Here is a 21410-nt window from a genome sequence, read left to right on the forward strand (position 1 = left end):
CAGCTCATGCTCGCCCGTTCGGCTCTGCCCATGGTCCCACCATCCTGCGCCTCGGGTGACCGGAGTGCGGAACCGGGGTGCGCGGGCGGGTTCAGGCCCTGGGGGCGAGGCCGCGGAGGACCTGGTCGACGAGGGCGTCGGCGTAGGCGTGGGTGAGGGGCAGCGTGCGGTGGATCCAGCGGTGGTGGAGCGGTCCGACGAGGAGTTCGAGGGCGATGCGGGGGTCGGCGTCCGGGTCGATGTCACCGGCCGCCTGGGCGGCCTCGATGCGGCGGGCGTAGTACTGGAGCTGGGGTTCGAGCAGCGCTTCGGTGAAGCGGGCGCCCAGTTCGGCGTCGACGATGCCCTCGGCGGCGAGGGCGCGGCTGGGGCCGTCGAAGGTGGGGTCGTTCATTTCGTCGACGGTGGCGCGGAGGACGTACTTGAGGTCGGCGGCGAGGTCGCCGGTGTCGGGGATCTCACTCTCGGCGTCGCCCCCCAGGGCCTCGTTGGCCCGGGCCGCGAGGTCCAGGAAGGCGTCGAGGAGGACGGCGGCCTTGGAGGGCCACCAGCGGTAGATGGTCTGCTTGCCGACCCCGGCGCGGGCGGCGATGCCCTCGATGGTGGTCTTCGCGTAGCCGTTCTCGGAGACGAGGGCGAGGGCGGCGTCGAAGATGGCGCGGCGGGAGCGCTCGCTGCGGCGGGAGGCGTCGGGGGCCTTGGCGTCGGACATGGCCCCAATCTAGCAGCACGCGAGACGCTGCGTCTCGCCAAGGCGTACGACCCCGAACCACCCGAACGGTCCACAGCGCGGAAGCCCACCGAGGGCGGACCATGGGTCCACCGATCTTCGGTTCTTCCGTCAGCCCGTTCGTGAGGAGCCCTCATTGCGCCCCACTCCGCGCACGCCCTCGCCCCGCCGTTATCTGATGTGCCCACCCGCGCACTTCACGGTGACGTACTCCATCAACCCCTGGATGGACCCCACGAAACCGGTCGACCTGCCGCTCGCCCTCGCCCAGTGGGAGGACCTGCGCGACCGCTACCGCTCGCTCGGCCACACCGTGGAGCTCCTGGCGCCCGACCCTGCGCTGCCGGACATGGTCTTCGCCGCGAACGGCGCCACCGTCGTCGACGGCCGGGTCCTCGGCGCGAGGTTCGCCCACCCGGAGCGGACCGACGAGGCCGCCGCGCACCTGTCCTGGTTCCGCAGGAACGGTTGGCCTGAGGACGCCGTCCGGCTTCCGGAGCACGTGAACGAGGGCGAGGGCGACTTCGCCGTCACCGCCTCCTGGATCCTCGCCGGACGCGGCTTCCGCTCCAGCCCGCTCTCCCACGGCGAGGCGCAGGAGTTCTTCGGCCGGCCGGTGATCGGCCTGGAGCTCGTGGACCCGCGCTACTACCACCTGGACACGGCGCTGTGCGTCCTGGACGACGCCCGCGACGAGGTCATGTACTACCCGGACGCCTTCTCCCCCGGCAGCCGCGCGGTGCTCGCCCGGCTGTTCCCGGACGCCCTGATCGCCACGGACACGGACGCGGCGGCGCTCGGCCTCAACGCGGTGAGCGACGGCCTGCACGTGCTGCTGCCGCAGGCGGCGGTGGGCCTCTTCGAGCCGCTGCGGCGCCGGGGCTTCGAACCGGTCGGGATGGATCTGGGCGAGCTCCTCAAGGGCGGCGGCAGCGTGAAGTGCTGCACCCAGGAGCTGCGCCCCTAGCCGTCCTGCTCCGGCGGCCAGGAGTCGCCCCACTCGGCGTCGCGGGCCTGCTTGTACAGGGGCCCGTGGCGCTTGGTGACCGTCTCGCGGGCGAGGCCGTCGGGGCCGCACAGGTCGAGCTGGACCAGGCCCTTGCGGATCTGCGGCCTGCGGGTGACGCGGGCGACCGTCGGGGTCACCGGGAACCTGGTGGCCGCCACGTAGCTGTACTTCTCGTCCTCGTACGGCAGGGAGCCGCCCTTCACCTGGCGGTGCAGCGAGGAACGGCTCACCCGCGCCGAGAAGTGGCACCAGTCCGTGCCCGGCACGATCGGGCAGGCCCCGCTGTGCGGGCAGGGCGCGGCGACGGTGAAGCCGGCGTCGATCAGCAGGGTGCGGGCGGCGATGATCCGCTCGTAGCCGTCGGGGGTGCCGGGCTCGACGATCACGACCGCCCGCGCCGCGCGGGCCGTCTCGGTCACGAGCGCCGTACGGTCGGCCTCGGTGAGCTCCTTGAGGACGTACGAGACGGTGACGAGGTCCGCGTCCGCGAGCTTCAGCGCGGTACCGATGCGCTCGCGCCGCCACTCCGCGTCGAAGGCGCCGTCCGCCAGCTCGCGGCCGAGCGCGAGGGCGGGCTCGGCCCAGTCGAGGACGGTGGTCCTGGGCGGCTCCTCCGCCCAGGCCTCGGCGACGGCCCAGCTCGCCGCGCCCGTGCCGCCGCCGACGTCGGTGTGCGTGCCCGGCACCCACTCGGGCGCGGCGTCCCGCAGGGCGTCGAGTGCGCCCCGTACCGCCTCGAAGGTCGCCGGCATCCGGTACGCGGCGTACGCGGCGACGTCGGAGCGGTCGCGGAGCACGGGGGCGTCCGTCGGGGTGGTGCCCCGGTAGTTGGCGATCAGCCGCTCGACGGCCTTGGCCGCCCGACTGGGCGGCAGCCCGTCGAGAAGCCCGGCGAGGGCGGCGCGCAGGGACTCGGCGGAGGGAGGGGTGGCGGGGGCGTTCACCGCGACATTCTAAGTGGCCGGGCCCCGGCCACCGGCCGCGCGGAGGTGCTGGTCACGACCGTCCCGGCGGGGTACCGGAGTTGGTCGATGCGATGCCGATGATGTTGAGTGTCCATGCCAAGTTTTGGCTGACATTCGATCGACCGGGGAGTGCATGTGAAGGCTGTCGTACGGGGGACTGCCGTGGCAGCGGCGCTGGTGCTGGCGCTGACGGGATGCGAGGAGAGCCTCCCGGCCGCGGGGAGCGACAAGGGACCTGCCGTTCCCGGGGAGGCGCAGCCGGGGGCGGAGGAGCAGCCGGGCGCGGAGGAGCCGAAGGTCGTCTGGCTGGACCCGACCGGTCTGATGAACGCGCTACCGGTCGAGTCCGGCGTGGGCGATTGGTTCGTCGGCGGCGATCCCTTCATGGCCCAGGGGGCCGAGGCCGTCGAGCACTGCGCCAAGGAGACGGGGGTGGCGTGCACCGGTCTCGTCGCCGTCGGGGGGAAGGACATGGAGACCGCGGGGAGCTCGGACGGGACGCGCGTGGAGTTCAGGCTCTACTCGTTCGGGACGGAGGAGCAGGCGCGCGCCGCCATGAAGGGTCTGGCCGCCGAGGCACGGAAGTCCTCCGCCGAGTACGGAGAACCGTCGAAGCCGGTGACCCTGGCCACCGTGGCCGACGAGACCGACGCGTCCGCGGACGACGCCACCGCCGACGTGGTCATGCGCATCGGCACGGTCGTCTCGCACATCGACGTGAACGACACCGAGACCGCCGGCCTGGAGCACGTCTCGAACGTCCAGGTCGAGCGGGTCAGGATCGTCGCGGCGGGCAAGAACCCGGGGTACTGACCCGGCACTGACCCGACCCTGTCCCGGCGCCGGCCCACTCGGCCCCGTCAGACGTCCGTGGCCTCCTTGCCGGTCCGCCACGGGCGGCACAGGCCCAGGAAGCAGGCGAGGGACAGGGCGGCGCAGGTGAGCTGGACGACCGCCATCGGTACGGCCGTGTGCTCGCCCGCGATGCCGACCAGCGGGGAGGCGACGGCGCCGACGAGGAACGACGAGGTGCCGAGGAGCGCGGAGGCGGAGCCGGCCGCGTGCCGGGTGCGCATCAGGGCCTGGGCGTTGGTGTTCGGCAGGGCCAGGCCCATCGCGGACATGAGGACGAAGAGCCCGGCGGCGACCGGGGCGAGCCCGACCTCGCCGAAGACCCCGCTGGTCATGAGGAGCAGCGCGAGGGAGGAGAGCAGGATGATCCCGATGCCCCAGCCGAGGACCTTGTCGAGGCTGACGCGGCCGACGAGGAGCTTGCCGTTGATCTGGCCGACGATGACGAGACCGACCGAGTTGAGGCCGAAGAGCAGGCTGAAGGTCTGCGGCGAGGCCCCGTAAAGCTCCTGGACGACGAACGGCGAGGCCGCGATGTATGCGAAGAGGGCCGCGAAGGCGAGCCCGCCGGCCAGCATGTAGCCGGTGAAGACCCGGTCGGCGAGGAGGCCGCGCATGGTGCGCAGGGCGTCGCCGACACCGCCCTCGTGGCGCCGCTCGGGCGGCAGCGTCTCGCCGAGGAAGCGCCAGACGACGAGGGTGAGCAGCAGGCCGATGACGGTGAGGACGTGGAAGACGCCCCGCCAGTCGGTGACCCGCAGGATCTGGCCGCCGATGACGGGCGCGATGACGGGGGCGACGCCGGAGATCAGCATCAGGGTGGAGAAGAAGCGGGCCATCTCGACGCCGTCGTAGAGGTCGCGGACGACGGCCCGGGCGATGACGATGCCGGCGGCACCCGCGAGGCCCTGGAGCAGCCGGAAGCCGATGAGCAGCTCGGCGGTGGGCGCGAGGGCGCAGACGGCGGTGGCGAGGACGTACACGACCATGCCGACGAGCAGCGGGCGGCGGCGCCCCCACTTGTCGCTCATGGGGCCGACGACGAGCTGACCGAGGGCCATGCCGGCGAGGCAGGCGGTGAGGGTGAGCTGGACGGTGGCGGCGGGCGCGTGCAGCGCTCCGGTGACCTCCGGCAGGGCCGGCAGGTACATGTCCATGGACAGCGGGGGCAGCGCGCTGAGCCCGCCCAGGACGAGGGTGACGAGCAGCCCCACGCGCCGGGCGGCGGCGACCGGGGGGAGCGCAGTGGCTGGGGGTATCGGAGCGACCGGGGTGACCGGAGCGGCCGGAGCGCTATCGGATATGTGCCCTCGTGTTGTTTTCTGGCCGCTATCCGGCATCGACTGCTCCATTTCGTTGAATCCTTGCCTATGCTCTCAGCTCGATCGGCATGGTCGAGACCTCTGTGGGACGGGTGGGGACGAGTGGGGAACATGAGAGAAACGGTTCGCTGGGGAATCCTGGCGACGGGCGGCATCGCGGAGCGGTTCACGACGGACCTGCTGACGCTCGACGGCGCCGAGGTCGTCGCCGTGGCGTCCCGTACGGAAGCGTCCGCGAAGGCCTTCGCGGACCGGTTCGGGATCCCCCGGGCGTACGGGGAGTGGGCCGGGCTCTTCGCCGACGACTCCGTCGACGTCGTCTACGTGGCGACTCCGCACCACGCGCACCGGGAGGCGGCCGGCCTCGCCCTGGAGGCGGGAAAGGCGGTGCTCTGCGAGAAGGCTCTCACACTGAACGCCCGGGAGGCAGAGGAGCTGGTCGGCCTCGCCCGGGACCGTGGCCTCTTCCTGATGGAAGCCATGTGGATGTACTGCAATCCGCTGATCCGGCGGCTCGTGGAGCTGGTGAGGGACGGGGCCGTCGGCGAAGTCCGGACCGTACAGGCGGACTTCGGGCTCCAGGGCCCCTTCGCCGCCGACCACCGGCTGCGCGACCCGGCCGTGGGCGGCGGGGCGCTGCTCGACCTGGGCGTGTACCCGGTGTCGTTCGCGCAGCTGCTGCTCGGCGAGCCGGACACGGTCCAGGCGCACGCGCTGATCTCGCCCGAGGGCGTCGATCTGAACACGGGCATGCTGCTCGGCTGGGACTCGGGCGCCTCGGCGCTGCTGTCCTGCTCGCTCGTCGCGGACACCCCGCTGACGGCGTCCGTGACGGGCACGCTCGGCCGGATCGACGTGCCGCGCGGCTTCTTCTTCCCCGAGCGCTTCACGCTGCACAGGGACGGCCGGGAGCCGGAGGAGTTCCTGGCGGGCGACGACCCGCACTCCTTCCGGCACGAGGCCACCGAGGTGATGCGCTGCCTGCGGTCGGGCGCGACGGAGTCCCCGCTCGTACCGCTGGACGGCTCGCTCGCGGTGATGCGGACGCTCGACGCCGTACGGGAGCGCGTCGGCGTCCGCTACCCGCAGGAGGCCCCGGCGCCGGCGGTCACGCGGGGGTGAGGCCCCGGGCCGGTGCGCCCCGCCGCCGTGACGTGACGTCCGCTCCCCCGGCCGAAGCCGGGGGACTCCCGCCCGGCTTCGGCCGGCCGTCACGGCGGTCCCCACCTCCTCGCGCCGCGGGAAGTCACCGCACGACACGGAGAACATCCACGTGTCGGACGGATGCGTTCACGGGGCACGCGTCTCGCGTACGCTGCGCGGCCATGAGCATCGCAGTGGTGACGGGAGCGGGGTCGGGCATCGGCCGGAGCGTGGCGCTGGCCCTCGCGGAGGCCGGCTGGTCGGTGGCCCTGGCGGGCCGCAGGGCCGACGCCCTGGAGGAGACGGCCGCGGCCCTCCCGGCCGGCGACTTCCTGACGGTCCCGACCGACGTGACCTCGGCGGAGGAGGTCGCGGCCCTCTTCGCGGCGGTACGCGACCGCTACGGCCGCGTCGACCTGCTCTTCAACAACGCCGGTACGTTCGCGGGCGGCGGCGTCCCCGTCGAGGACCTGGACCCGGAGACCTGGCGCGCGGTCGTCGACGTCAACCTGACGGGCGCCTTCCTCTGCGCCCAGGCGGCCTTCCGGACCATGAAGGAGCAGGCCCCGCAGGGCGGCCGGATCATCAACAACGGCTCGATCTCCGCGCACGTGCCGCGCCCGCACTCGATCGCGTACACGGCGACGAAGCACGCCATGACGGGCCTGACGAAGTCACTGTCCCTCGACGGGCGCCCGTACCGGATCGCCTGCGGTCAGCTCGACATCGGCAACGCGGCGACCGAGATGACGGCCCGCATGCAGACCGGCATCCTCCAGGCCAACGGCCTGCTGGCGGCGGAGCCGGTGATGGACGCGGCGGACGTGGCCGCGACGGTGGTGCACATGGCGGCCCTGCCGCTGGAGGCGAACGTCCAGTTCGCGACGGTCATGGCGACGGCGATGCCGTACATCGGCCGGGGCTAGGGCGGACACTCAGCAGGGCGTCCGGGCATCCCCGGAGCGCCAGGGCCCGTCCAGGGATCCCCAGGGCGCCAGGGCCCGTCCGGACACCCCCAGGGCGCTCACGCCTGGCCGGTCTCGAAGCGGGCGATCTTCCCGCCGTCGACGGTGAAGTGCCACCGCGTCAGCATCTCGCCCCAGGTGTCGTTGCGGTAGCGCACGACGAGGTCGCGGCCGTCGTCGCTCTCGGACTCGACGTCCATGTGCCCGTGCGAGGAGAAGACCTCCCTGTCGGTCCACTGGCCCAGGTCGCGCTCCGAACCGTCGTCGGACATGCCCGCGCCGGACGTGAGGGCGGCGGCGAAGGCCACCTCGTCGTTGGCGTTGAGGGCCGTGACGAAGGCACGCACGGCGGGGTCGGAGAGCTGGCTCACGGGGATCGTCATGCCCTAGCCGTACACCGCGGCACCCGCTCCCCCGGGGACCACGGCCGGGCGCGGGCCGAGTGTCGCCCGGACGCACCTGCGTGTTCCCTGGCCCGCGGCGACTCCGTACCGGCAGGATCGGGGCAATCACCGCAACCACCGCACTCAGTGCAGGAGGCTCGATGTCGGACATGGTCAAGGTCGTCAGGCTGTACGCGAAGGGGACCCCGGTCGGAGTCCTGGACGGACGGCCGGTCGGCCTCCTCGTCCAGCAGGAGCAGGCCGCGGAGTGGGCGGTCGGTCCGGCGGGCGAGGGGTTCCGGTTCACCGTGAAGGGAACGGAGGACACCCTCGTGTCGGAGGGCACCGACCGGGCCCCGGCCGCCGTCCTGCCCGACGACTCCCCCGCCTCCGTCTGGCGCCTCCAGCGGGTCGACGGGGACGACGTCACCACGATCACCTCGCTCGCCGACCTCCACGACGGGTTCTACGTCATCGACCAGAACGGTCTCGCCCTCGGCCGCGACCTCTTCGAGGACCGCTCACTGCTCCCCAAGCCCGTCTTCGTCCGGACGGACGACCGCGACCCGCAGTGGAGGATCGAGATCCTCGCCTGAGGCCCCGGGGACACGCAACTCGCGTGTCCCGCAAGGCGGTTCCGGCACGCTTCCGGCGGAGAATTCCGCGCTGCGCGACCGGCCGGCTGGATAGCGTGGCGTACCGGGTCCGACCGCACGACCTGCCCACGCCCCAGGAGTCCGTCATGCTCGCGTCCCTCAAGTCCTTCAACATGCTGGTGATGTTCCTGCTGGAGCTCTCGGTGTACGCCGCGGCCTCCCTGTGGGGGTTCACCGCGTCCGACAAGTGGCCGCTGAAGCTGCTCCTCGGCATCGGCGCACCCGTCGCGCTCATAGCCGTGTGGGCGCTGTTCGGGTCGCCGAAGGCGTCCTATCCGGTGCACGGCGCCGGCCGGGTGGTCCTCGAGGTGCTGTGGTTCGGCAGCGGCGCGGCCGCGCTGGCCGCCTCGGGGAGAACGGGCTGGGCGGTGGCGTTCGCGGGGATCTTCGTGGTCAACGCGGGACTGCGGCTCCTCTGGAACCAGTGACTCCGGGCACGAGAAGGGCCCCCGACCAGGCGACAGCCTGATCAGGGGCCCTTCCCACGTTGACCGACAGACGAGTCGGGCTGTACGCCGGGTTCTGTGCCCCGGGACCTCGCGGTCGTCGGGGCGACGGCCATCCATCTAGGACCGGCGTTGCCACCGGCCTCCTGCGGTCTACCCGCGGACTCGGGCGAGCAGCCCTCGAACATCCGCGCAGGGACACCGGGGTGTCCCCTCTTGACCTTGCTCCGAGTGGGGTTTACCTAGCCGCCTGAGTCACCTCAGGCGCTGGTGGTCTCTTACACCACCGTTTCACCCTTACCGAGGACCGAGGTCCCCGGCGGTCTGTTTTCTGTGGCACTGTCCCGCGGGTCACCCCGGGTGGCCGTTAGCCACCACCCTGCTCTGTGGAGCCCGGACGTTCCTCGGGAGGATCCGAGGATCCTCACGCGGCCGCCCGCCCGGCTCGTCTGCCGTGCCGACCATGCTACCCGCCGCACCGGAGCACGCTTGACCTTGTCGCGACGTCAGGGTTTCTACTGGGGCCATGCGTATCGGCGAGATCGCCGCGCTCGTCGGGGTCACCCCTCGGGCCGTGCGGCACTACCACCAGTCGGGGCTGCTGCCCGAGCCCGCGCGGCGGGCCAACGGATACCGGGAGTACGGGGTCCGGGACGCCGTGCTGCTCGCGCGGATCCGGCGGCTGACCGAGCTGGGGCTGGGGCTTGACGAGGTACGCGGGGTGCTCGCGGACGACGAGGGGCGGGGGCTCGTGGAGGTGCTCCGGGAGCTGGAGGAGGACCTCGCGCGGCAGGAGGCGGTGATCCGGGAGCGGCGGGAGCGGCTCGCCGCGCTGCTCGACCGGGCGCGGGACGGGCTGCTGCCCGCCGAGGGGCCGGTGTCGGCGGAGCTCGGCGAGCTCCTGGCGGGGCTCGGCCCGGTGTCCGGCTCGCCCATGGCGGCGAAGGACCGCGAGATCCTGGCCCTGCTCGACACGATCGTCCCGGAGGAGGAGCGGGCCCGGCTGATCGGCCTGCTGCACGGGACGGCGGAGTACGCGCACGAGGTGTACGCGCGCCTCGACGCCCTCGCCGGGGCGGAGCCGGACGACCCGCGGGTGGCGGAGGCCGCCCGGGTGCTCGCCGCCTGCCTGCCGGACGAGATGGGCGTGGAACTGCCGGCCGAGGGGGCGGGCGGCCTGGCGGACGTCTTCTTCGGCGACCTCGCCCCGGCCCAGTCCGCCGCCGTCCGCCTCGCGGTACGGCTCGTCAGGGATCGACAGGAGGGTGACCGATGACCGGCTCCGGTGTCCGACGCGTGGGCGAGGCGTACGAGGGCGGGGGCGAGGCGCCGCGAGCCCGGGGTGTCGAAGCCGGGCTTCTCCGGGGCCTGCGGCTCGTCGCGTACACCGCGCTGCCCGCCGAGCTCGTCCTCGCCGTCTGTCTGGTCGGCGGGGTGCGGATACCCGGGGCCGTCCTCGCCGTCGCCGAGGTGCTGGTCGTGGCGCTCATGGCGGGCGAGGGGCTCCTCTACCTCCGGCTGCGGCGGCGCGGGCTCTCCGCCCGGGAGGCCGTGGCGGAGCTCGTACCCGAGCCGGTGCTCCGGCTCGTCGGGCACGAGCTGCGGCTCATGACGAGCCTCGCGCGGTGGGTCGCGCGGCGGCCGCACGGAGTGGCCGGCGCGGACGGGGTCTTCCCGCACGCCCGCGACCAGGCCGCCCTGATGTACGGCTTCGCGTTCGTCTGCCTCGTCGAGACGGTCGGCATGTCGTACCTGCTCGCCGACTGGCCCGCCGTCCACGCGGTCGTCCTCGTCCTGGACGTCTACACCGTCCTCTTCGTCCTCGGCCTGCACGCGGCCTCCGTGACCCGCCCGCACGTCCTGACCGGTGACGTCCTGCGGCTGCGCCAGGCCGCGCACGTCGACGTCCCCGTACCGCTCGGCCTCATCGCCGCCGTCCGGCACGAGTCGCTCTTCACCCACGAGAAGACCGAGGGCGAGCTGAACCTCGACGTCGGCTCGCAGACCTCCGTCACCATCGAGCTGACGGAGCCGGTCGACGCGCCCCGGCTGCTCGGCGCGCCCCGGCCCGTACGGACCCTCCGGGTGCACGCGGACGACCCGCGGGCGCTCGTACGGGAGCTCGGGGCGGCCCTCACACGGGTGCGAACAGCACCTTCGCCGATCCCGGGTCCGCCTCCGCCAGCCTGACCCGCAGCCACTCCCCCAGCGGCAGCCCGGCGTCGCCGCCCGCGATCCGGGCGACGACCGCCGGGTCCTCCAGGTGGACGGTGCCGACGGCCGGTTCGCGCTCCTTCACGTCGATCACGTACGCGTCGAAGACCTCGCCGACCCGCTCCTTCATGAGGGCCGCCTCGACGATGTCGACGCTCTCGCGTTCGACGGTGTTGGCCCGGCGCGAGCCCGTCGCCATCTCGTCGGGGAGCGCGGGCAGCGCGGCCCGTACCCATTCGGGCGGCTCGTTCCCCGCCACCGCGGCCACGCACAGCTCGCCCGCGTACCGGTCGACGAGCCGGCGCAGCGGCGCGGTGCAGTGCGTGTACTCGTCGGCGACGGCCGCGTGCACGGCCGGCGTGGGGATGTGACCGTCGGTGAAGACGGTGTACCCGGCGCCCCGCAGGAGGGTGGTGCACTCCTGGAGGAACGCGGAGTGGCGCGGGTTCGTCGGGTCGGCGGAGCGCACGACGTCCGCGTACGAGACGTGGTGCGGCCAGTCGACGCCGAGGGCCCGCGCGGAGCGGCGCAGCCGGGCGACCGCGCCGTCCGGGGCCGTGGGCAGGGTGCGGAGGATGCCCATGCCGGCGGCGGTCATGAGGTCGGCGGCGGCCATCCCGGTGAGCAGGGAGATCTGGGCGTTCCAGCCGTCGGCGGGCAGCGGCGCCCGGTAGGCGAGGGAGTACGTGCGGCCGGTCTCGACGATCTCCTGCTCGGGGACGTTGAGGGAGATCCCGCCGCGCTCGGCTTCGAGGGCCTCGCGGAGCCGCCCGATCTCGCGGAGGAGCGCGAGCGGTTCCTCGGCCGTACCGGAGTCGATCTGCCGCTGTACGCCCTCGTAGTCGAGCTTGGCGCGGCTGCGGACGAGGGCGCGGCGGACGTCGGTGGCGACCCTGCGCCCCTCGGCGTCGAGGTCGATCCGCCACAGCAGGGCGGGGCGGGGTTCGCCGGGGAGGAGGCTGGCGGCTCCCTCGGAGAGGACGGCGGGGTGGAGGGGGACCTTGCCGTCGGGGAAGTAGAGGGTGAGGACCCGCCGGTGGGCCTCGGCGTCGAGCGCGGAGCCGGGCGCGACGAAGGCGGCGACGTCGGCGATGGCGTAGTGGACGCGGTAGCCGCCGTCGGCCCGCCGGGCCAGGTGCATGGCCTGGTCGAGGTCGGTGGAGGTGGGCGGGTCGATCGTGAGGAACGGCAGGTCGGTGGCGTCGTACGCGGGGATCCGGGGGGCCTTCGCGGCGGCCTCGGCCTCGGCGAGGACGGCGGGCGGGAAGGCGTCGGGGATCGCGAGCTCGGTACGGAGTGCGCGCAGGGCGGCCCGGAGCGGAGCCTCGGCTGCGCCGGTCACGTGGATGTGGCGGCGTGGCATGGACCGAGCGTATGGGGAGGGACGGGGTGCGGCACCTCGTAGGCTGGACGGCCGGGGCCGCACCCCCACCCGTCCGTACGAAGGAGAACCACCGTGCTCGTGCTGTTGCCGCCCTCCGAAGGCAAGGCCTCCTCGGGGCGCGGGGCGCCGCTCAAGCCGGAGTCGCTGTCCCTGCCGGGGCTCGCGGAGGCGCGGGCGGCGGTCCTGGACGAGCTGGTCGAGCTGTGCGCGGCCGACGAGGAGAAGGCGCGGGAGGTCCTCGGCCTGAGTGAGGGGCTGCGCGGCGAGGTCGCGAAGAACGTGGAGCTGCGGACGGCGGGCGCGCGCCCGGCCGGCGAGGTCTACACGGGCGTCCTGTACGACGCGCTGGGTCTGGCGACCCTGGACGCGACGGCGCGGAAGCGTGCGGGGCGGTCCCTGCTGGTGTTCTCGGGGCTGTGGGGCGCGGTCCGGGTGACCGACCGGATTCCGTCGTACCGCTGCTCGATGGGGGTGAAGCTGCCGGGGCTCGGCGCGCTGGGCGCGCACTGGCGGGGCGCGATGGCGTCGGTGCTGCCGGAGGCGGCCGGGGACGGGCTCGTCCTGGACCTGCGCTCGTCGGCGTACGCCTCGGCGTGGAAGCCGAAGGGCGAGGTGGCGGCGCGGACGGCGACGGTGCGGGTGCTGCACGCGCCGACCCGGAAGGTGGTCAGCCACTTCAACAAGGCGACGAAGGGCCGGATCGTGCGGAGCCTCCTGGAGGCGGGCGCGGAGCCGGGTTCGCCGGAGGAGCTGGCCGAGGTGCTGCGGGATCTGAAGTACGTGGTCGAGGACGGTGGCAAGGCGGGGGCGCTGGACGTGCTGGTGGACGAGATCCACTAGGGCCCGCCTAGAGTCATTGCATCCTGCGCAACGGTCGTTGCGCGTCACGTTCGTCGTGGGCACGATGAGGCCCATGACGAGCGTGTTCGGCCTTGCCCCGGAATCCCCTGTCGTCCCCGTGGTCGTGATCGAGGACGCCGCCGACGCCGTACCCCTGGCCCGCGCCCTGGTGGCCGGCGGGCTGCCGCTGATCGAGGTCACCCTCCGTACCCCCGCCGCGCTCGACGCCGTGCGGGCGATCGCCGCCGAGGTGCCGGGGGCCGTCGTCGGCGCGGGGACCGTCGTCTCGGCGGCCGGGGTCGCGGACGCGGTCGGCGCCGGGGCCCGGTTCCTGGTCAGCCCGGGGTGGACCGAGCGGCTCCTCGACGCGCTGCTGGGGTCGGGCGTGCCCTTCCTGCCGGGCGTCTCGACGGCCTCGGAGGTCGTCGCGCTGCTCGAACGCGGGGTGGAGGACATGAAGTTCTTCCCCGCCGAGGCTGCGGGCGGCGTCCCGTACCTGAAGTCCCTCGCGGGCCCGCTCCCGCAGGCCCGCTTCTGCCCGACGGGCGGCATCTCCCTCGCCTCCGCCCCCGCCTACCTGTCCCTCCCGAACGTCGGCTGCGTCGGCGGTACGTGGATGCTGCCGCCCGACGCCCTCGCGGCCCGCGACTGGGCCCGGGTCGAGTCCCTCGCCCGCGGGGCGGCGGCGCTGCGCGGGCCCGTGCCCGCGCCCGTCAGCCGCTGACGGGTGCGGGTTCGCCCCGGAACTCCACCGTCAGGTGATCCGTCACCGGGCGGTAGCCGAGCCGCTGGTAGAGGGCGTTGCTGGTGGGGTTGGCGAGGTCCGTGAAGAGGAGGACCCGGGTGGCGCCGGAGTCGAGGGCGGCGCGGCTGGCCGCCTCGGTGGCGCCGGCCGCGTAGCCGCGTCCGCGCTCGGCGGGCGGGGTGTAGACGAGGTGGACCCGGGCCTGGTCCTCGATCGTGCGCGAGACGGACGCCATCGACACGGGCCGGCCATCGGGCGTCTCCCAGAGGACGAGGCGGCCGTCGGTGACCCGTTCCGTGACGTGTCCGGTGAAGTCCCTGCCCGTGACGTTCTCCCCGATGTCCCGGGCGAACTCCCGCGCCCAGACGGCGGCGAAGGGGATGTCCGCCTCGACGGCGACGCGGGCGCGGCCGGCCGGGGCCGGTTGCGGCGGGGTGAGCTCACCGAGCCGGAAGAGCCTCATGCGGACGGTGACCGTCCAGGGGCGGCCGGTGGCCTCCGCGAACGCCTCGACGGCCGCCGTCTCGCCCCGTACGGCCGTCGGCGCCTCGCCCTCCGGGAGGACGAGGGCGCGGGCCGCCTCCACCGTCACCGCCCCGAAGGCCGGCTCGCGGGGCGGGGAGACCGCGACCACTCCGGTGACCCTGCCGTCCGGCTCGGCCCACCAGCCGAGCCGGTCCGCCCGGTCCATGAGCGTCAGCACGGCGGTGTTACGGGCCGCCTCGGCGGCCAGCAGGTCGGCGGCGGCGGCACGGAAGGCGGCGGCGTCCTCGGTGAAGAACCACGTCATGGACGCTGATGCTGGTACGCCCCGGGCGGGGCGTCCAGCCCTTTTCAGCGCAGGTGCGAGGTGTCGTTGAGGAGCCGTACGGACGCGTTGCCGTCCGCGTAGTACGCCACCGCCGAGATCGAGGCCGCCGACAGTTCCATCCGGAACAGCGACTCCGGCGGGGCGCCGAGCGCGAGCCGGACCAGGGTCTTGATCGGGGTGACGTGGGTGACGAGGAGGACGGTACGGCCGGCGTGGGCGGCGGTCAGCCGGTCCCGGGCCGCCGCGACGCGTCGGGCGACGGCCGCGAAGCTCTCGCCGCCGCCGGTCGGCGCGGCCTTCGGGGAGGCCAGCCAGGCGTCGAGGTCGTCCGGGTACCGCTCGCGGACCTCGCCGAAGGTCAGCCCTTCCCAGGCCCCGAAGTCGGTCTCGCGCAGCCCCCGCTCGACCCGCACGTCGAGCCCGAGGCGGGCGGCGACGGCGGCGGCGGTCTGGCGGCAGCGGGTGAGGGGCGAGCTGACGATCTCCTGGATCGTGCCGCGCGCGGCGAGCGCCTCGGCGACGGCCTCGGCCTGGCGCAGCCCGGCCGCCGACAGCTCGGGGTCGGTGCCGCCGCTCCCCGAGAACCGCTTCTCGGGGGTGAGTGCGGTCTCCCCGTGGCGCAGCAGCACGAACGTCGCCGGGGCGCCCATGTCGGGCCCGGCCCATCCCTGCCGGGGCGCGGCGGAGGACGCCGTCGACGGCTGGGCCTCCGGGGTCCCGCCCTGCGCGGGTGCGGCCGGCTCCGTGTGGAGTACGGCGGCCGCCTCGGCCTCGAAGTCGCCGGTCGCCTCCGCGTGCGCGGCGGCCGGCGCGTGCGCGGCCGAGGCGAGGGAGGCGCGGGCCTGGGCCGCGAGGGCCTCGTCGTGGGCGAACAAGCCGTCGTCGGGCTGTCCGGCGGAAGAACCGGAAGCCCCGGTCTCGGCGGGCCCGGAGGTCGCGCCTCCGGTGGGCGGCTGCGTCCCGCCCGGCCGCGTCGCCAGGGCCGCGCGGGCACGGGCCGCGCCCGCGGTCGCGTCACCAGGGGGGCCCGACGGGGGCGGGGCGGCGGCGTTGCGGGCGGCCGAGGCGTCCAGGCCGGCCGTGGAGGCCGACGGCTCCCACTGACGGCCCTGCTTGCCCGCGTCCATCGCCTCGTTCGCGAGCCGGTCCGCGTGCTTGTTCAGTTCGCGCGGGATCCACTCGTAGCGGACCCGGCCCGCCGGGAAGACCCGCCCCGCCTCGGCCGCCAGCGGCTTCATGTCCGGGTGCTTGATCTTCCAGCGGCCGGACATCTGCTCGACGACCAGCTTGGAGTCCATGCGGACGTGGACGGTGACGTCCGGGAAGAGCGCCCGGGCCGCCTTGAGCCCCGCCACCAGGCCCTTGTACTCGGCGACGTTGTTCGTCGCCACGCCGATGTACTCGGCCGCCTCCGCGAGCGTCTCGCCCGTCACCGGGTCCAGGACCACGGCCCCGTAACCGGCGGGCCCCGGGTTGCCCCGGGAGCCTCCGTCGGCCTCGACGATCACCTCACGCGAAGACGTGGTCATTACAGACCGGACTCCGCGGTGCGGACCAGGATCCGGCGGCAGTTCTCGCACCGGACGACGGCGTCGCGGGCGGCGGCCCGGACATCGTTCAGCTCGGTGATGTTGAGCTCGATGTGGCAGCCCTCGCACTTGCGCTGGTACAGCCGCGCCGCGCCGACACCGCCCTGCTGCTCGCGCAGCTTCTCGTACAGCTTGAGGAGGTCCGCCGGGACGGAGCCCGCGACGAGCTCGCGCTCCTTGGTGACGGAGGCGGCCTCGGCGTCCAGCTCGCTCTGGGCGGCGTCGCGCCGGGTGGTGGCGTCGTCGGTCTTGGCCTGGACGGCGGAGACCCGCTCGGTCAGCTCGGCGACGTGGGCCTGGACGGACTCGCGGCGCTCCATGACCTCGAGGACGATCTCCTCCAGGTCGCCCTGGCGCTTGGCGAGGGAGACGAGCTCGCGCTGGAGGTTCTCCAGGTCACGCGGGGAGGCGGCCCCGGAGTCGAGCCGCTGCTGGTCGCGCGTGGCGCGCTGGCGGACCAGGTCGACGTCCTGCTCGGCCTTGGTCTGCTCGCGGCCGCAGTCGCTCTCCTCGGTCTGCGCGGCGACGAGCAGGTCGCGCAGCTGGGTGAGGTCCTTGTTCAGCGACTCGATCTCGGCGTGCTCGGGCAGCGACTTGCGCTTGTGGGCGAGCTGCTGGAGTCGGACGTCCAGGGACTGGACGTCGAGGAGGCGGATCTGGTCGGCGGGCGCGGCGTTCAGTTGGGGGCTCCAGGGGAGGTGTGGTGGGCGGACCAGGGGTCGGTGACCGTCTTCGAGACGTGGACGCGGAGGTCCCAGCCGTGGCGGTCGGAAATCTCGTCGAGCTGGGCGGCGGCCTGCTCGCACCAGGGCCATTCGGTGGCCCAGTGGGCGGCGTCGACCAGTCCCAGCGGGGACTGTTGGGTGGCCTCGGAGACCGGGTGGTGGCGCAGGTCGGCGGTGAGGAAGGCGTCCACGCCCGCGGCCCGTACGGCGTCGAAGAGGCTGTCGCCGGAGCCGCCGCTGACGGCGACGCGGCGCACGGTCATGCCGGGGTCGCCGGCGATCCGGATGCCCTGCGCGGTGGCGGGCAGCCGCTTCGCGGCGCGGGCTGCGAACTCGGCGAGGGTCTCGGGGTGGTCGAGCTCGCAGATCCGGCCGAGGTTGTTCTCGGGCACGAGCGGGCCGGTGATCCTGAGGTCGAGCGCGCCGGCGAGGGCGTCGGAGACGCCGGGGTCGGCGGTGTCGGCGTTGGTGTGCGCGACGTGGAGGGCGATGTCGTGCTTGATGAGGCCGTGCACGACGCGGCCCTTGAAGTGGCCGGCCGAGACCGTCGTCGTACCGCGCAGATAGAGCGGGTGGTGGGTGACGAGCAGGTCGGCGCCGAGGGCGATCGCCTCGTCGGCGATCTCCTGGACGGGGTCGACGGCGAACAGGACGCGGGTGACCTCGGCGTCGGGGTCGCCGCAGACGGTGCCGACGGCGTCCCACTGCTCGGCCCGCTGGGGCGGCCAGAGGGCGTCGAGCGCGGCGATGACTTCAGACAGACGGGGCACGAGAGAAGGCTACCTGGCTCCCGTGCCCCACAGTCCGGGCGTACCGGCGGGTCCGGTCGGCACACGGCCGACCGCGTACCGGCGGGTCCGGTCGGCACACGGTCGACGGCGTAGGCGTACCGGCCCGTCCGCCCGTACGCGGTCCCCGGGGGCTACCGGCTACTTCTTCACGAGGTCCTCGCGCAGGTCGTCGAGGACGCTGTTCGCCGCGGTCACGCCGAGGCCGAGGTACCAGGTCTCGTCCGGGACGTCCTTGGCCTGGCCGGCCTTGACGGCCGTGAGGTTCTTCCAGAGCGGGTTGGCCTGGGCCGTGTCCTTCTTGGTGGCCTTGGCGTCGCCGTAGACGCCGGTGAAGATCCAGTCGGCGTCGGCCTCGTCGATCTTCTCCGGGCTGATCTCGGCCGCGAGCTCGTCGATCTGCTGGTTCTTCGGCCGGGGCAGGCCGGCGTCCTCCAGGATCGTGCCGATGAAGGAGGCCTTCGCGTAGAGGCGGATCTTGCCGGGGAGGTAGCGGACCATGGAGACGGTCGGCTTGTCCGCGCCGATGTCGGCGCCGAGCTGCTTCGCCTTGGTCTCGTACGCGGCGAGCTTCGTCTTCGCCTCGGCCGTCCGGTCGAGCGCGGCGGCGTTGAGGAGGTAGTTCTCCTTCCAGGTGAAGCCCGGGCGGATGGAGAAGACGGTCGGTGCGATCTTCGACAGCTCGTCGTACTTGTCGGCGGCGCGGAGCTGGCTGCCGAGGATGAGGTCGGGCTGGAGGTTGGCGATGGCCTCCAGGTTGAGGTTGTTGATGGTGCCGACGGACTTCGGGGTGCCGGCGTCCTTCTTCAGGTAGCCGGGGATGCCGTCGTCACCCTCGGAGGGGGCGTAGCCGACGGGCTGGATGCCGAGGGAGACGACGTTGTCGAGCTCGCCGACGTCGAGGACGACGACCCGCTTGGGGGCGGCCTTGAGCTCGGTCGTGCCGAGGGCGTGGGTGAGCGTGCGCGGGAACTGGCCGGGCTTCGCGTCGGTGCCCATGGCCGCGGTCTTGGCGGCGGCGTCGCCGAAGTCCTTGCCGCCGGTGGCGACGTCCTTCTTCTTGGTCGCGTCCTCCTTCGCGGAGGCGTCGGACCCGGAGTCCCCTCCTCCGCAGGCCGCGAGCGAGAGCGCGGCGGCGAGGGCGACGACGGCGGCGGTGCCGCGGCGGCGGAAGGACATGAGAAGGCTCCTGGTACGGGGAGGGAGGGCGCGACCGACCGGAGCCATGGGCTCCGCTTAGGTTCGCCTTACCTTACTCATCACGGGTCACTCCAGCACAGCCGCCCCCTCCCCCTCAGCCGAACCGCCGGACGACCACCCTTATGTGTGAAGTGCCCGTGCTCGTGTTGTTCGGCTGGAAGTGCGAAAACTAGCTTCGTGGCCGGAGGTGACGAGTCGATGACAGCGTGTGCCATCGAGACCGCGGCCGAGGACGACGACCGCGACCAGGTCCCGGCCGGACCCACCGGGCCCCCGGGGCCCCCGGGGACCGCCGGATCGGCCGGGTCCCCCGGCTTCGCCATCACGGCCAACGGCGCGTACGCGGCCAGGCTCGCGGGCGCCGGAGACGCCCTGTACGTGGAGCGGTGGACGCTCGACGGCCCGGAGCCGTACGCCGTACCGCTCCCCCTCGGCCAGCCGGAGGAGCCGCACACCCGGGTGCTGCCCCTCGCCGACGGCCGGGTCCTCGTCGCCCGCCGCGTGGACGGGCGGCGGAACACGTTCTCGCTGCTCTACCCCACCGGCCCCGCCACCGGCGAGCTCCAGCTCGGCGCCGTCGAGGCACCCGGCTCCGAGCGGCTCGTCCTGCTGCCGCCCTCGCCGGACGGCATCTGCGCGTACGCGATGTGCGTCGGCCCCGACACGACGACGCTGTGGCTGGTGGCGGGCGGCGCCTTCGGCCCCGAACAGGTCGCGGAGGTGCAGGGCCGCTGCACGGGCGGGGTGTGGCTCGACCGTACGGGCCGGATGCTCGCGCTCGACCGGCGGCTCGGCGACGGGCCGGTGAAGGCCGTCGCCGTCGACCTGGAGCGGGGCGGCGAGGTGACGCCGCTGCTCCAGATCACCGAGGAGAGCGACGACCGGCTGCTCCTCGCCGACCCGGACAGCGGGCTGCTCCTCATCCGCTCCGACGCGCCGTCGCCGGGGCACGACCGGCTCGGCTGGGGCGTGCTCGGGAGCCTGCTGCCGGTGCGGTTCCCGGAGTGCCTGCGGCTCGACGACGCGGCGGTGACGCCGTTCGCGGTGCAGCCGGGGCAGGTCCTGATGCCGGAGAGCTGCTCGGTGGCGCTGCGGATCGACGCGGCGGGCGGAAGCTGGGTGGGGACCTGGGAGCCCTCGTCCCGCCGGATGGCCCAGTCGGCCGCCCCCGTGGGCTGGCTGGCCGGTGCGGGGCTGTGGACGGCCGAGGGCGTGCTGCGGCTGCCGTACGCGACGGCCGGGGCGCCGTGCGGGCTCGCGGACCTGGAGACCCCGCCCGAGCCGGAGCCGGTGGCGGTGCCGATCGTGATCGTCGACGAGCCCCGGGTGTGCCGTCCGGTGCCTTTGCAGCAGGCGCCTCTGACCGACCGTAAACCCGCTGGCTAGACTCCGGGCCGCACAGCAAGACAGGTACGACAGCAAGACAGCACGACCGCACGACCGATTTCTACGGGGTGAGTTCCAGCATGTCGGAAGCAAGCACGGAGGGTAAGGAGCCCCACAGCTCCGGAAGGCATCGTGGTCAGGCCTCGCCGGCGGAGGACTCCACGTCCTCACCGCGCGGGCGCCACCGCCGCGAACCCGACGCGCAGTAACCGAGCAGTCCAGCAAGCGGTTCAGCGAGTACGACGATGGGCCCCGGGTCTCCCCGGGGCCCATCGTCGTTCCCCACCTTCCCCCTGCCCCCTGTCCCCGTGTCAGCCCTTCTTCAGGGACAGCACCTCCGCCGCCGCGAACGTCTCGCCCGCCGGGCGGGACGCGTAGTGCGGAGTCAGCAGGGAGTCCAGTTCCTCGTACGTGAACGCCTCCTTGGCCGTGTCGAACTTGGCCGACACCCTGGGCCGGTCCACGACCGCCACCATCCCGCCGTGGACGACGAGCAGTTGGCCGTTGACCCCGGCCGCCGCGGGGGACGCGAGGTAGCCGACGAGCGGCGCCACGTGCTCCGGGGACAGCGGGTCGAGGTCGCCCTCGGCCGTCGGCTCGGCGAAGCCGGCGAAGACGTCCTCCGTCATCCGGGTCCTGGCCCGCGGGCAGATGGCGTTGGCCGTCACCCCGTACCGGGCCAGCGCGAGCGCCGACGAGGTCGTCAGGCCCACGATGCCGCCCTTGGCCGCCGCGTAGTTGGGCTGGCCGGCCGAGCCGGCGAGGAAGGCCTCGGAGGAGGTGTTGACGATCCGGCCGTAGACGCCGGCCTCCCCCGCCTTCGACCGGCCCCGCCAGTGCACCGCCGCGAAGTGGGTGGTGTTGAAGTGGCCCTTGAGGTGGACCCGTACGACGGAGTCCCACTCGTCCTCGCTCATCGAGAAGACCATCCGGTCGCGCAGGATGCCCGCGTTGTTGACCAGGATGTCCAGCTTCCCGAACTCGGCCACCGCCAGGTCGATCAGGCCCCGGGCCGTCTCGAAGTCGGAGACGTCGCCGAGGTGCGCGACCGCCCGGCCGCCCGCCGCGCGGATCTCCGCCGCGACCTCCTCGGCGGGTGCCGCGGAGGCCTCTCCGGAGCCGTCGCGGCCGGCCTGCCCGTAGTCGTTGACGACGACGGCCGCGCCGAGCCGGGCCAGTTCGAGCGCCTCGGCGCGGCCGAGACCCCGCCCGGCGCCGGTGACGATCGCGCTCAAACCCTCAAGAGGGAGTGACATC

General features: G+C 73.7%; 22 protein-coding genes and 1 other RNA gene. 11 read left to right on the forward strand and 12 right to left on the reverse strand.

What is annotated here, in order from left to right; translation table 11 throughout:
- Positions 1-91 precede the first annotated feature (91 nt).
- On the reverse strand, positions 92-712 hold the full coding sequence (locus tag OG580_RS09995; RefSeq protein ID WP_267043295.1) for a TetR/AcrR family transcriptional regulator: 621 nt from the start codon (positions 710-712) through the stop codon (positions 92-94).
- A 154-nt stretch (positions 713-866) separates the two neighbouring features.
- Here OG580_RS09995 and ddaH point away from each other — a divergent pair, with 154 nt between their 5' ends.
- The gene (gene ddaH, locus OG580_RS10000; RefSeq protein ID WP_354006206.1) at positions 867-1697 is read left to right on the forward strand and encodes a dimethylargininase; all 831 of its coding nucleotides are present in this window, start codon (positions 867-869) and stop codon (positions 1695-1697) included.
- On the opposite strand, the gene OG580_RS10005 is transcribed toward ddaH, so the two are convergent.
- Complete coding sequence (locus OG580_RS10005) at positions 1694-2683, reverse strand: small ribosomal subunit Rsm22 family protein (RefSeq protein WP_267043296.1); 990 nt, start codon at positions 2681-2683, stop codon at positions 1694-1696. The genes ddaH and OG580_RS10005 overlap by 4 nt on opposite strands.
- 183 nt (positions 2684-2866) lie before the next feature.
- Between OG580_RS10005 and OG580_RS10010 the strand changes: the two genes are divergently transcribed.
- Entirely contained in the window at positions 2867-3517 is a 651-nt protein-coding gene (locus OG580_RS10010) for a hypothetical protein (RefSeq protein WP_267043297.1), read from the forward strand.
- 47 nt (positions 3518-3564) lie between these two features.
- Here OG580_RS10010 and OG580_RS10015 read toward each other — a convergent pair whose 3' ends face one another.
- On the reverse strand, positions 3565-4896 hold the full coding sequence (locus OG580_RS10015) for a multidrug effflux MFS transporter (protein WP_267047954.1): 1332 nt from the start codon (positions 4894-4896) through the stop codon (positions 3565-3567).
- A 93-nt stretch (positions 4897-4989) separates the two neighbouring features.
- Between OG580_RS10015 and OG580_RS10020 the strand changes: the two genes are divergently transcribed.
- Positions 4990-6000 carry a Gfo/Idh/MocA family protein gene (locus tag OG580_RS10020; protein ID WP_267043298.1) on the forward strand — a complete coding sequence of 337 codons (1011 nt, stop codon included), beginning with the start codon at positions 4990-4992 and terminating at the stop codon, positions 5998-6000.
- A 203-nt stretch (positions 6001-6203) separates the two neighbouring features.
- Positions 6204-6947 carry an SDR family oxidoreductase gene (locus OG580_RS10025; protein WP_267043299.1) on the forward strand — a complete coding sequence of 248 codons (744 nt, stop codon included), beginning with the start codon at positions 6204-6206 and terminating at the stop codon, positions 6945-6947.
- Positions 6948-7045: 98 nt separating this feature from the next.
- Here the strand turns inward: OG580_RS10025 and OG580_RS10030 are convergent, their stop codons facing one another.
- A complete protein-coding gene (locus OG580_RS10030) occupies positions 7046-7369 on the reverse strand; it encodes a nuclear transport factor 2 family protein (RefSeq protein ID WP_267043300.1) in 324 nt (107 codons plus the stop codon).
- Between the two features lie 161 nt (positions 7370-7530).
- On the opposite strand from OG580_RS10030, the gene OG580_RS10035 reads away from it, so the two are divergent.
- Together OG580_RS10035 and OG580_RS10040 are read left to right on the forward strand one after the other, a co-directional pair.
- Complete coding sequence (locus OG580_RS10035) at positions 7531-7965, forward strand: hypothetical protein (RefSeq protein ID WP_267043301.1); 435 nt, start codon at positions 7531-7533, stop codon at positions 7963-7965.
- 146 nt (positions 7966-8111) lie between these two features.
- Entirely contained in the window at positions 8112-8453 is a 342-nt protein-coding gene (locus OG580_RS10040; protein WP_267043302.1) for a YrdB family protein, read from the forward strand.
- 67 nt (positions 8454-8520) lie between these two features.
- Here OG580_RS10040 and rnpB read toward each other — a convergent pair.
- An RNA gene (gene rnpB, locus OG580_RS10045) (RNase P RNA component class A) lies at positions 8521-8919 on the reverse strand.
- A 78-nt stretch (positions 8920-8997) separates the two neighbouring features.
- Here rnpB and OG580_RS10050 point away from each other — a divergent pair.
- Together OG580_RS10050 and OG580_RS10055 are read left to right on the forward strand one after the other, a co-directional pair.
- Positions 8998-9747: a MerR family transcriptional regulator gene (locus OG580_RS10050; RefSeq protein ID WP_267043303.1), complete on the forward strand. Its 750-nt coding sequence runs from the start codon at positions 8998-9000 to the stop codon at positions 9745-9747.
- Complete coding sequence (locus tag OG580_RS10055) at positions 9744-10661, forward strand: hypothetical protein (RefSeq protein ID WP_267043304.1); 918 nt, start codon at positions 9744-9746, stop codon at positions 10659-10661. Before OG580_RS10050 ends, OG580_RS10055 begins: the two co-directional genes overlap by 4 nt.
- Here the strand turns inward: OG580_RS10055 and OG580_RS10060 are convergent.
- Entirely contained in the window at positions 10606-12048 is a 1443-nt protein-coding gene (locus OG580_RS10060) for an RNB domain-containing ribonuclease (RefSeq protein ID WP_267043305.1), read from the reverse strand. The genes OG580_RS10055 and OG580_RS10060 overlap by 56 nt on opposite strands.
- Before the next feature lie 93 nt (positions 12049-12141).
- Between OG580_RS10060 and yaaA the strand changes: the two genes are divergently transcribed.
- Positions 12142-12909: a peroxide stress protein YaaA gene (yaaA, locus tag OG580_RS10065; RefSeq protein ID WP_267043306.1), complete on the forward strand. Its 768-nt coding sequence runs from the start codon at positions 12142-12144 to the stop codon at positions 12907-12909.
- A gap of 73 nt (positions 12910-12982) precedes the next feature.
- Positions 12983-13633 (forward strand): bifunctional 4-hydroxy-2-oxoglutarate aldolase/2-dehydro-3-deoxy-phosphogluconate aldolase, encoded by a 651-nt coding sequence (eda, locus tag OG580_RS10070; protein WP_267043307.1) that lies wholly within the window; start codon positions 12983-12985, stop codon positions 13631-13633.
- On the opposite strand, the gene OG580_RS10075 is transcribed toward eda, so the two are convergent.
- From OG580_RS10075 to OG580_RS10095, 5 genes are all read right to left on the reverse strand, one after another.
- Positions 13623-14444: a GNAT family N-acetyltransferase gene (locus OG580_RS10075; RefSeq protein ID WP_267043308.1), complete on the reverse strand. Its 822-nt coding sequence runs from the start codon at positions 14442-14444 to the stop codon at positions 13623-13625. The genes eda and OG580_RS10075 overlap by 11 nt on opposite strands.
- A 44-nt stretch (positions 14445-14488) precedes the next feature.
- Positions 14489-15994, reverse strand: a complete 1506-nt coding sequence (locus tag OG580_RS10080) for a bifunctional RNase H/acid phosphatase (RefSeq protein ID WP_267043309.1) — start codon at positions 15992-15994, stop codon at positions 14489-14491.
- Positions 15994-16734, reverse strand: coding sequence for a zinc ribbon domain-containing protein (locus tag OG580_RS10085; RefSeq protein ID WP_267047955.1), 741 nt, complete (start codon positions 16732-16734; stop codon positions 15994-15996). Before OG580_RS10085 ends, OG580_RS10080 begins: the two co-directional genes overlap by 1 nt.
- A complete protein-coding gene (locus OG580_RS10090; RefSeq protein ID WP_267043310.1) occupies positions 16731-17549 on the reverse strand; it encodes a Nif3-like dinuclear metal center hexameric protein in 819 nt (272 codons plus the stop codon). The genes OG580_RS10085 and OG580_RS10090 overlap by 4 nt, the downstream gene beginning before the upstream one ends.
- Before the next feature lie 159 nt (positions 17550-17708).
- Complete coding sequence (locus tag OG580_RS10095; protein WP_267043311.1) at positions 17709-18746, reverse strand: ABC transporter substrate-binding protein; 1038 nt, start codon at positions 18744-18746, stop codon at positions 17709-17711.
- Between the two features lie 219 nt (positions 18747-18965).
- Here OG580_RS10095 and OG580_RS10100 point away from each other — a divergent pair, with 219 nt between their 5' ends.
- Positions 18966-20153: a hypothetical protein gene (locus OG580_RS10100; protein ID WP_267043312.1), complete on the forward strand. Its 1188-nt coding sequence runs from the start codon at positions 18966-18968 to the stop codon at positions 20151-20153.
- Between the two features lie 311 nt (positions 20154-20464).
- Here OG580_RS10100 and OG580_RS10105 read toward each other — a convergent pair whose 3' ends face one another.
- Positions 20465-21409 (reverse strand): 3-oxoacyl-ACP reductase, encoded by a 945-nt coding sequence (locus OG580_RS10105; RefSeq protein WP_267043313.1) that lies wholly within the window; start codon positions 21407-21409, stop codon positions 20465-20467.
- Position 21410 lies beyond the last annotated feature (1 nt).

Source organism: Streptomyces sp. NBC_00094, assembly GCF_026343125.1.
Lineage (GTDB): Bacteria > Actinomycetota > Actinomycetes > Streptomycetales > Streptomycetaceae > Streptomyces.

Bases quoted from the DNA above. Each gene is read 5' to 3' on its own strand.
- OG580_RS09995 (WP_267043295.1), bottom strand. From the start codon at position 712: ATGTCCGACGCCAAGGCCCCCGACGCCTCCCGCCGCAGCGAGCGCTCC.
- OG580_RS10015 (WP_267047954.1), bottom strand. From the start codon at position 4,896: ATGCCGGATAGCGGCCAGAAAACAACACGAGGGCACATATCCGATAGC.
- OG580_RS10020 (WP_267043298.1), top strand. From the start codon at position 4,990: ATGAGAGAAACGGTTCGCTGGGGAATCCTGGCGACGGGCGGCATCGCG.
- OG580_RS10025 (WP_267043299.1), top strand. From the start codon at position 6,204: ATGAGCATCGCAGTGGTGACGGGAGCGGGGTCGGGCATCGGCCGGAGC.
- OG580_RS10030 (WP_267043300.1), bottom strand. From the start codon at position 7,369: ATGACGATCCCCGTGAGCCAGCTCTCCGACCCCGCCGTGCGTGCCTTC.
- OG580_RS10035 (WP_267043301.1), top strand. From the start codon at position 7,531: ATGTCGGACATGGTCAAGGTCGTCAGGCTGTACGCGAAGGGGACCCCG.
- OG580_RS10040 (WP_267043302.1), top strand. From the start codon at position 8,112: ATGCTCGCGTCCCTCAAGTCCTTCAACATGCTGGTGATGTTCCTGCTG.
- OG580_RS10050 (WP_267043303.1), top strand. From the start codon at position 8,998: ATGCGTATCGGCGAGATCGCCGCGCTCGTCGGGGTCACCCCTCGGGCC.
- OG580_RS10055 (WP_267043304.1), top strand. From the start codon at position 9,744: ATGACCGGCTCCGGTGTCCGACGCGTGGGCGAGGCGTACGAGGGCGGG.
- OG580_RS10060 (WP_267043305.1), bottom strand. From the start codon at position 12,048: ATGCCACGCCGCCACATCCACGTGACCGGCGCAGCCGAGGCTCCGCTC.
- eda (WP_267043307.1), top strand. From the start codon at position 12,983: ATGACGAGCGTGTTCGGCCTTGCCCCGGAATCCCCTGTCGTCCCCGTG.
- OG580_RS10075 (WP_267043308.1), bottom strand. From the start codon at position 14,444: ATGACGTGGTTCTTCACCGAGGACGCCGCCGCCTTCCGTGCCGCCGCC.
- OG580_RS10080 (WP_267043309.1), bottom strand. From the start codon at position 15,994: ATGACCACGTCTTCGCGTGAGGTGATCGTCGAGGCCGACGGAGGCTCC.
- OG580_RS10095 (WP_267043311.1), bottom strand. From the start codon at position 18,746: ATGTCCTTCCGCCGCCGCGGCACCGCCGCCGTCGTCGCCCTCGCCGCC.
- OG580_RS10100 (WP_267043312.1), top strand. From the start codon at position 18,966: ATGACAGCGTGTGCCATCGAGACCGCGGCCGAGGACGACGACCGCGAC.
- OG580_RS10105 (WP_267043313.1), bottom strand. From the start codon at position 21,409: ATGTCACTCCCTCTTGAGGGTTTGAGCGCGATCGTCACCGGCGCCGGG.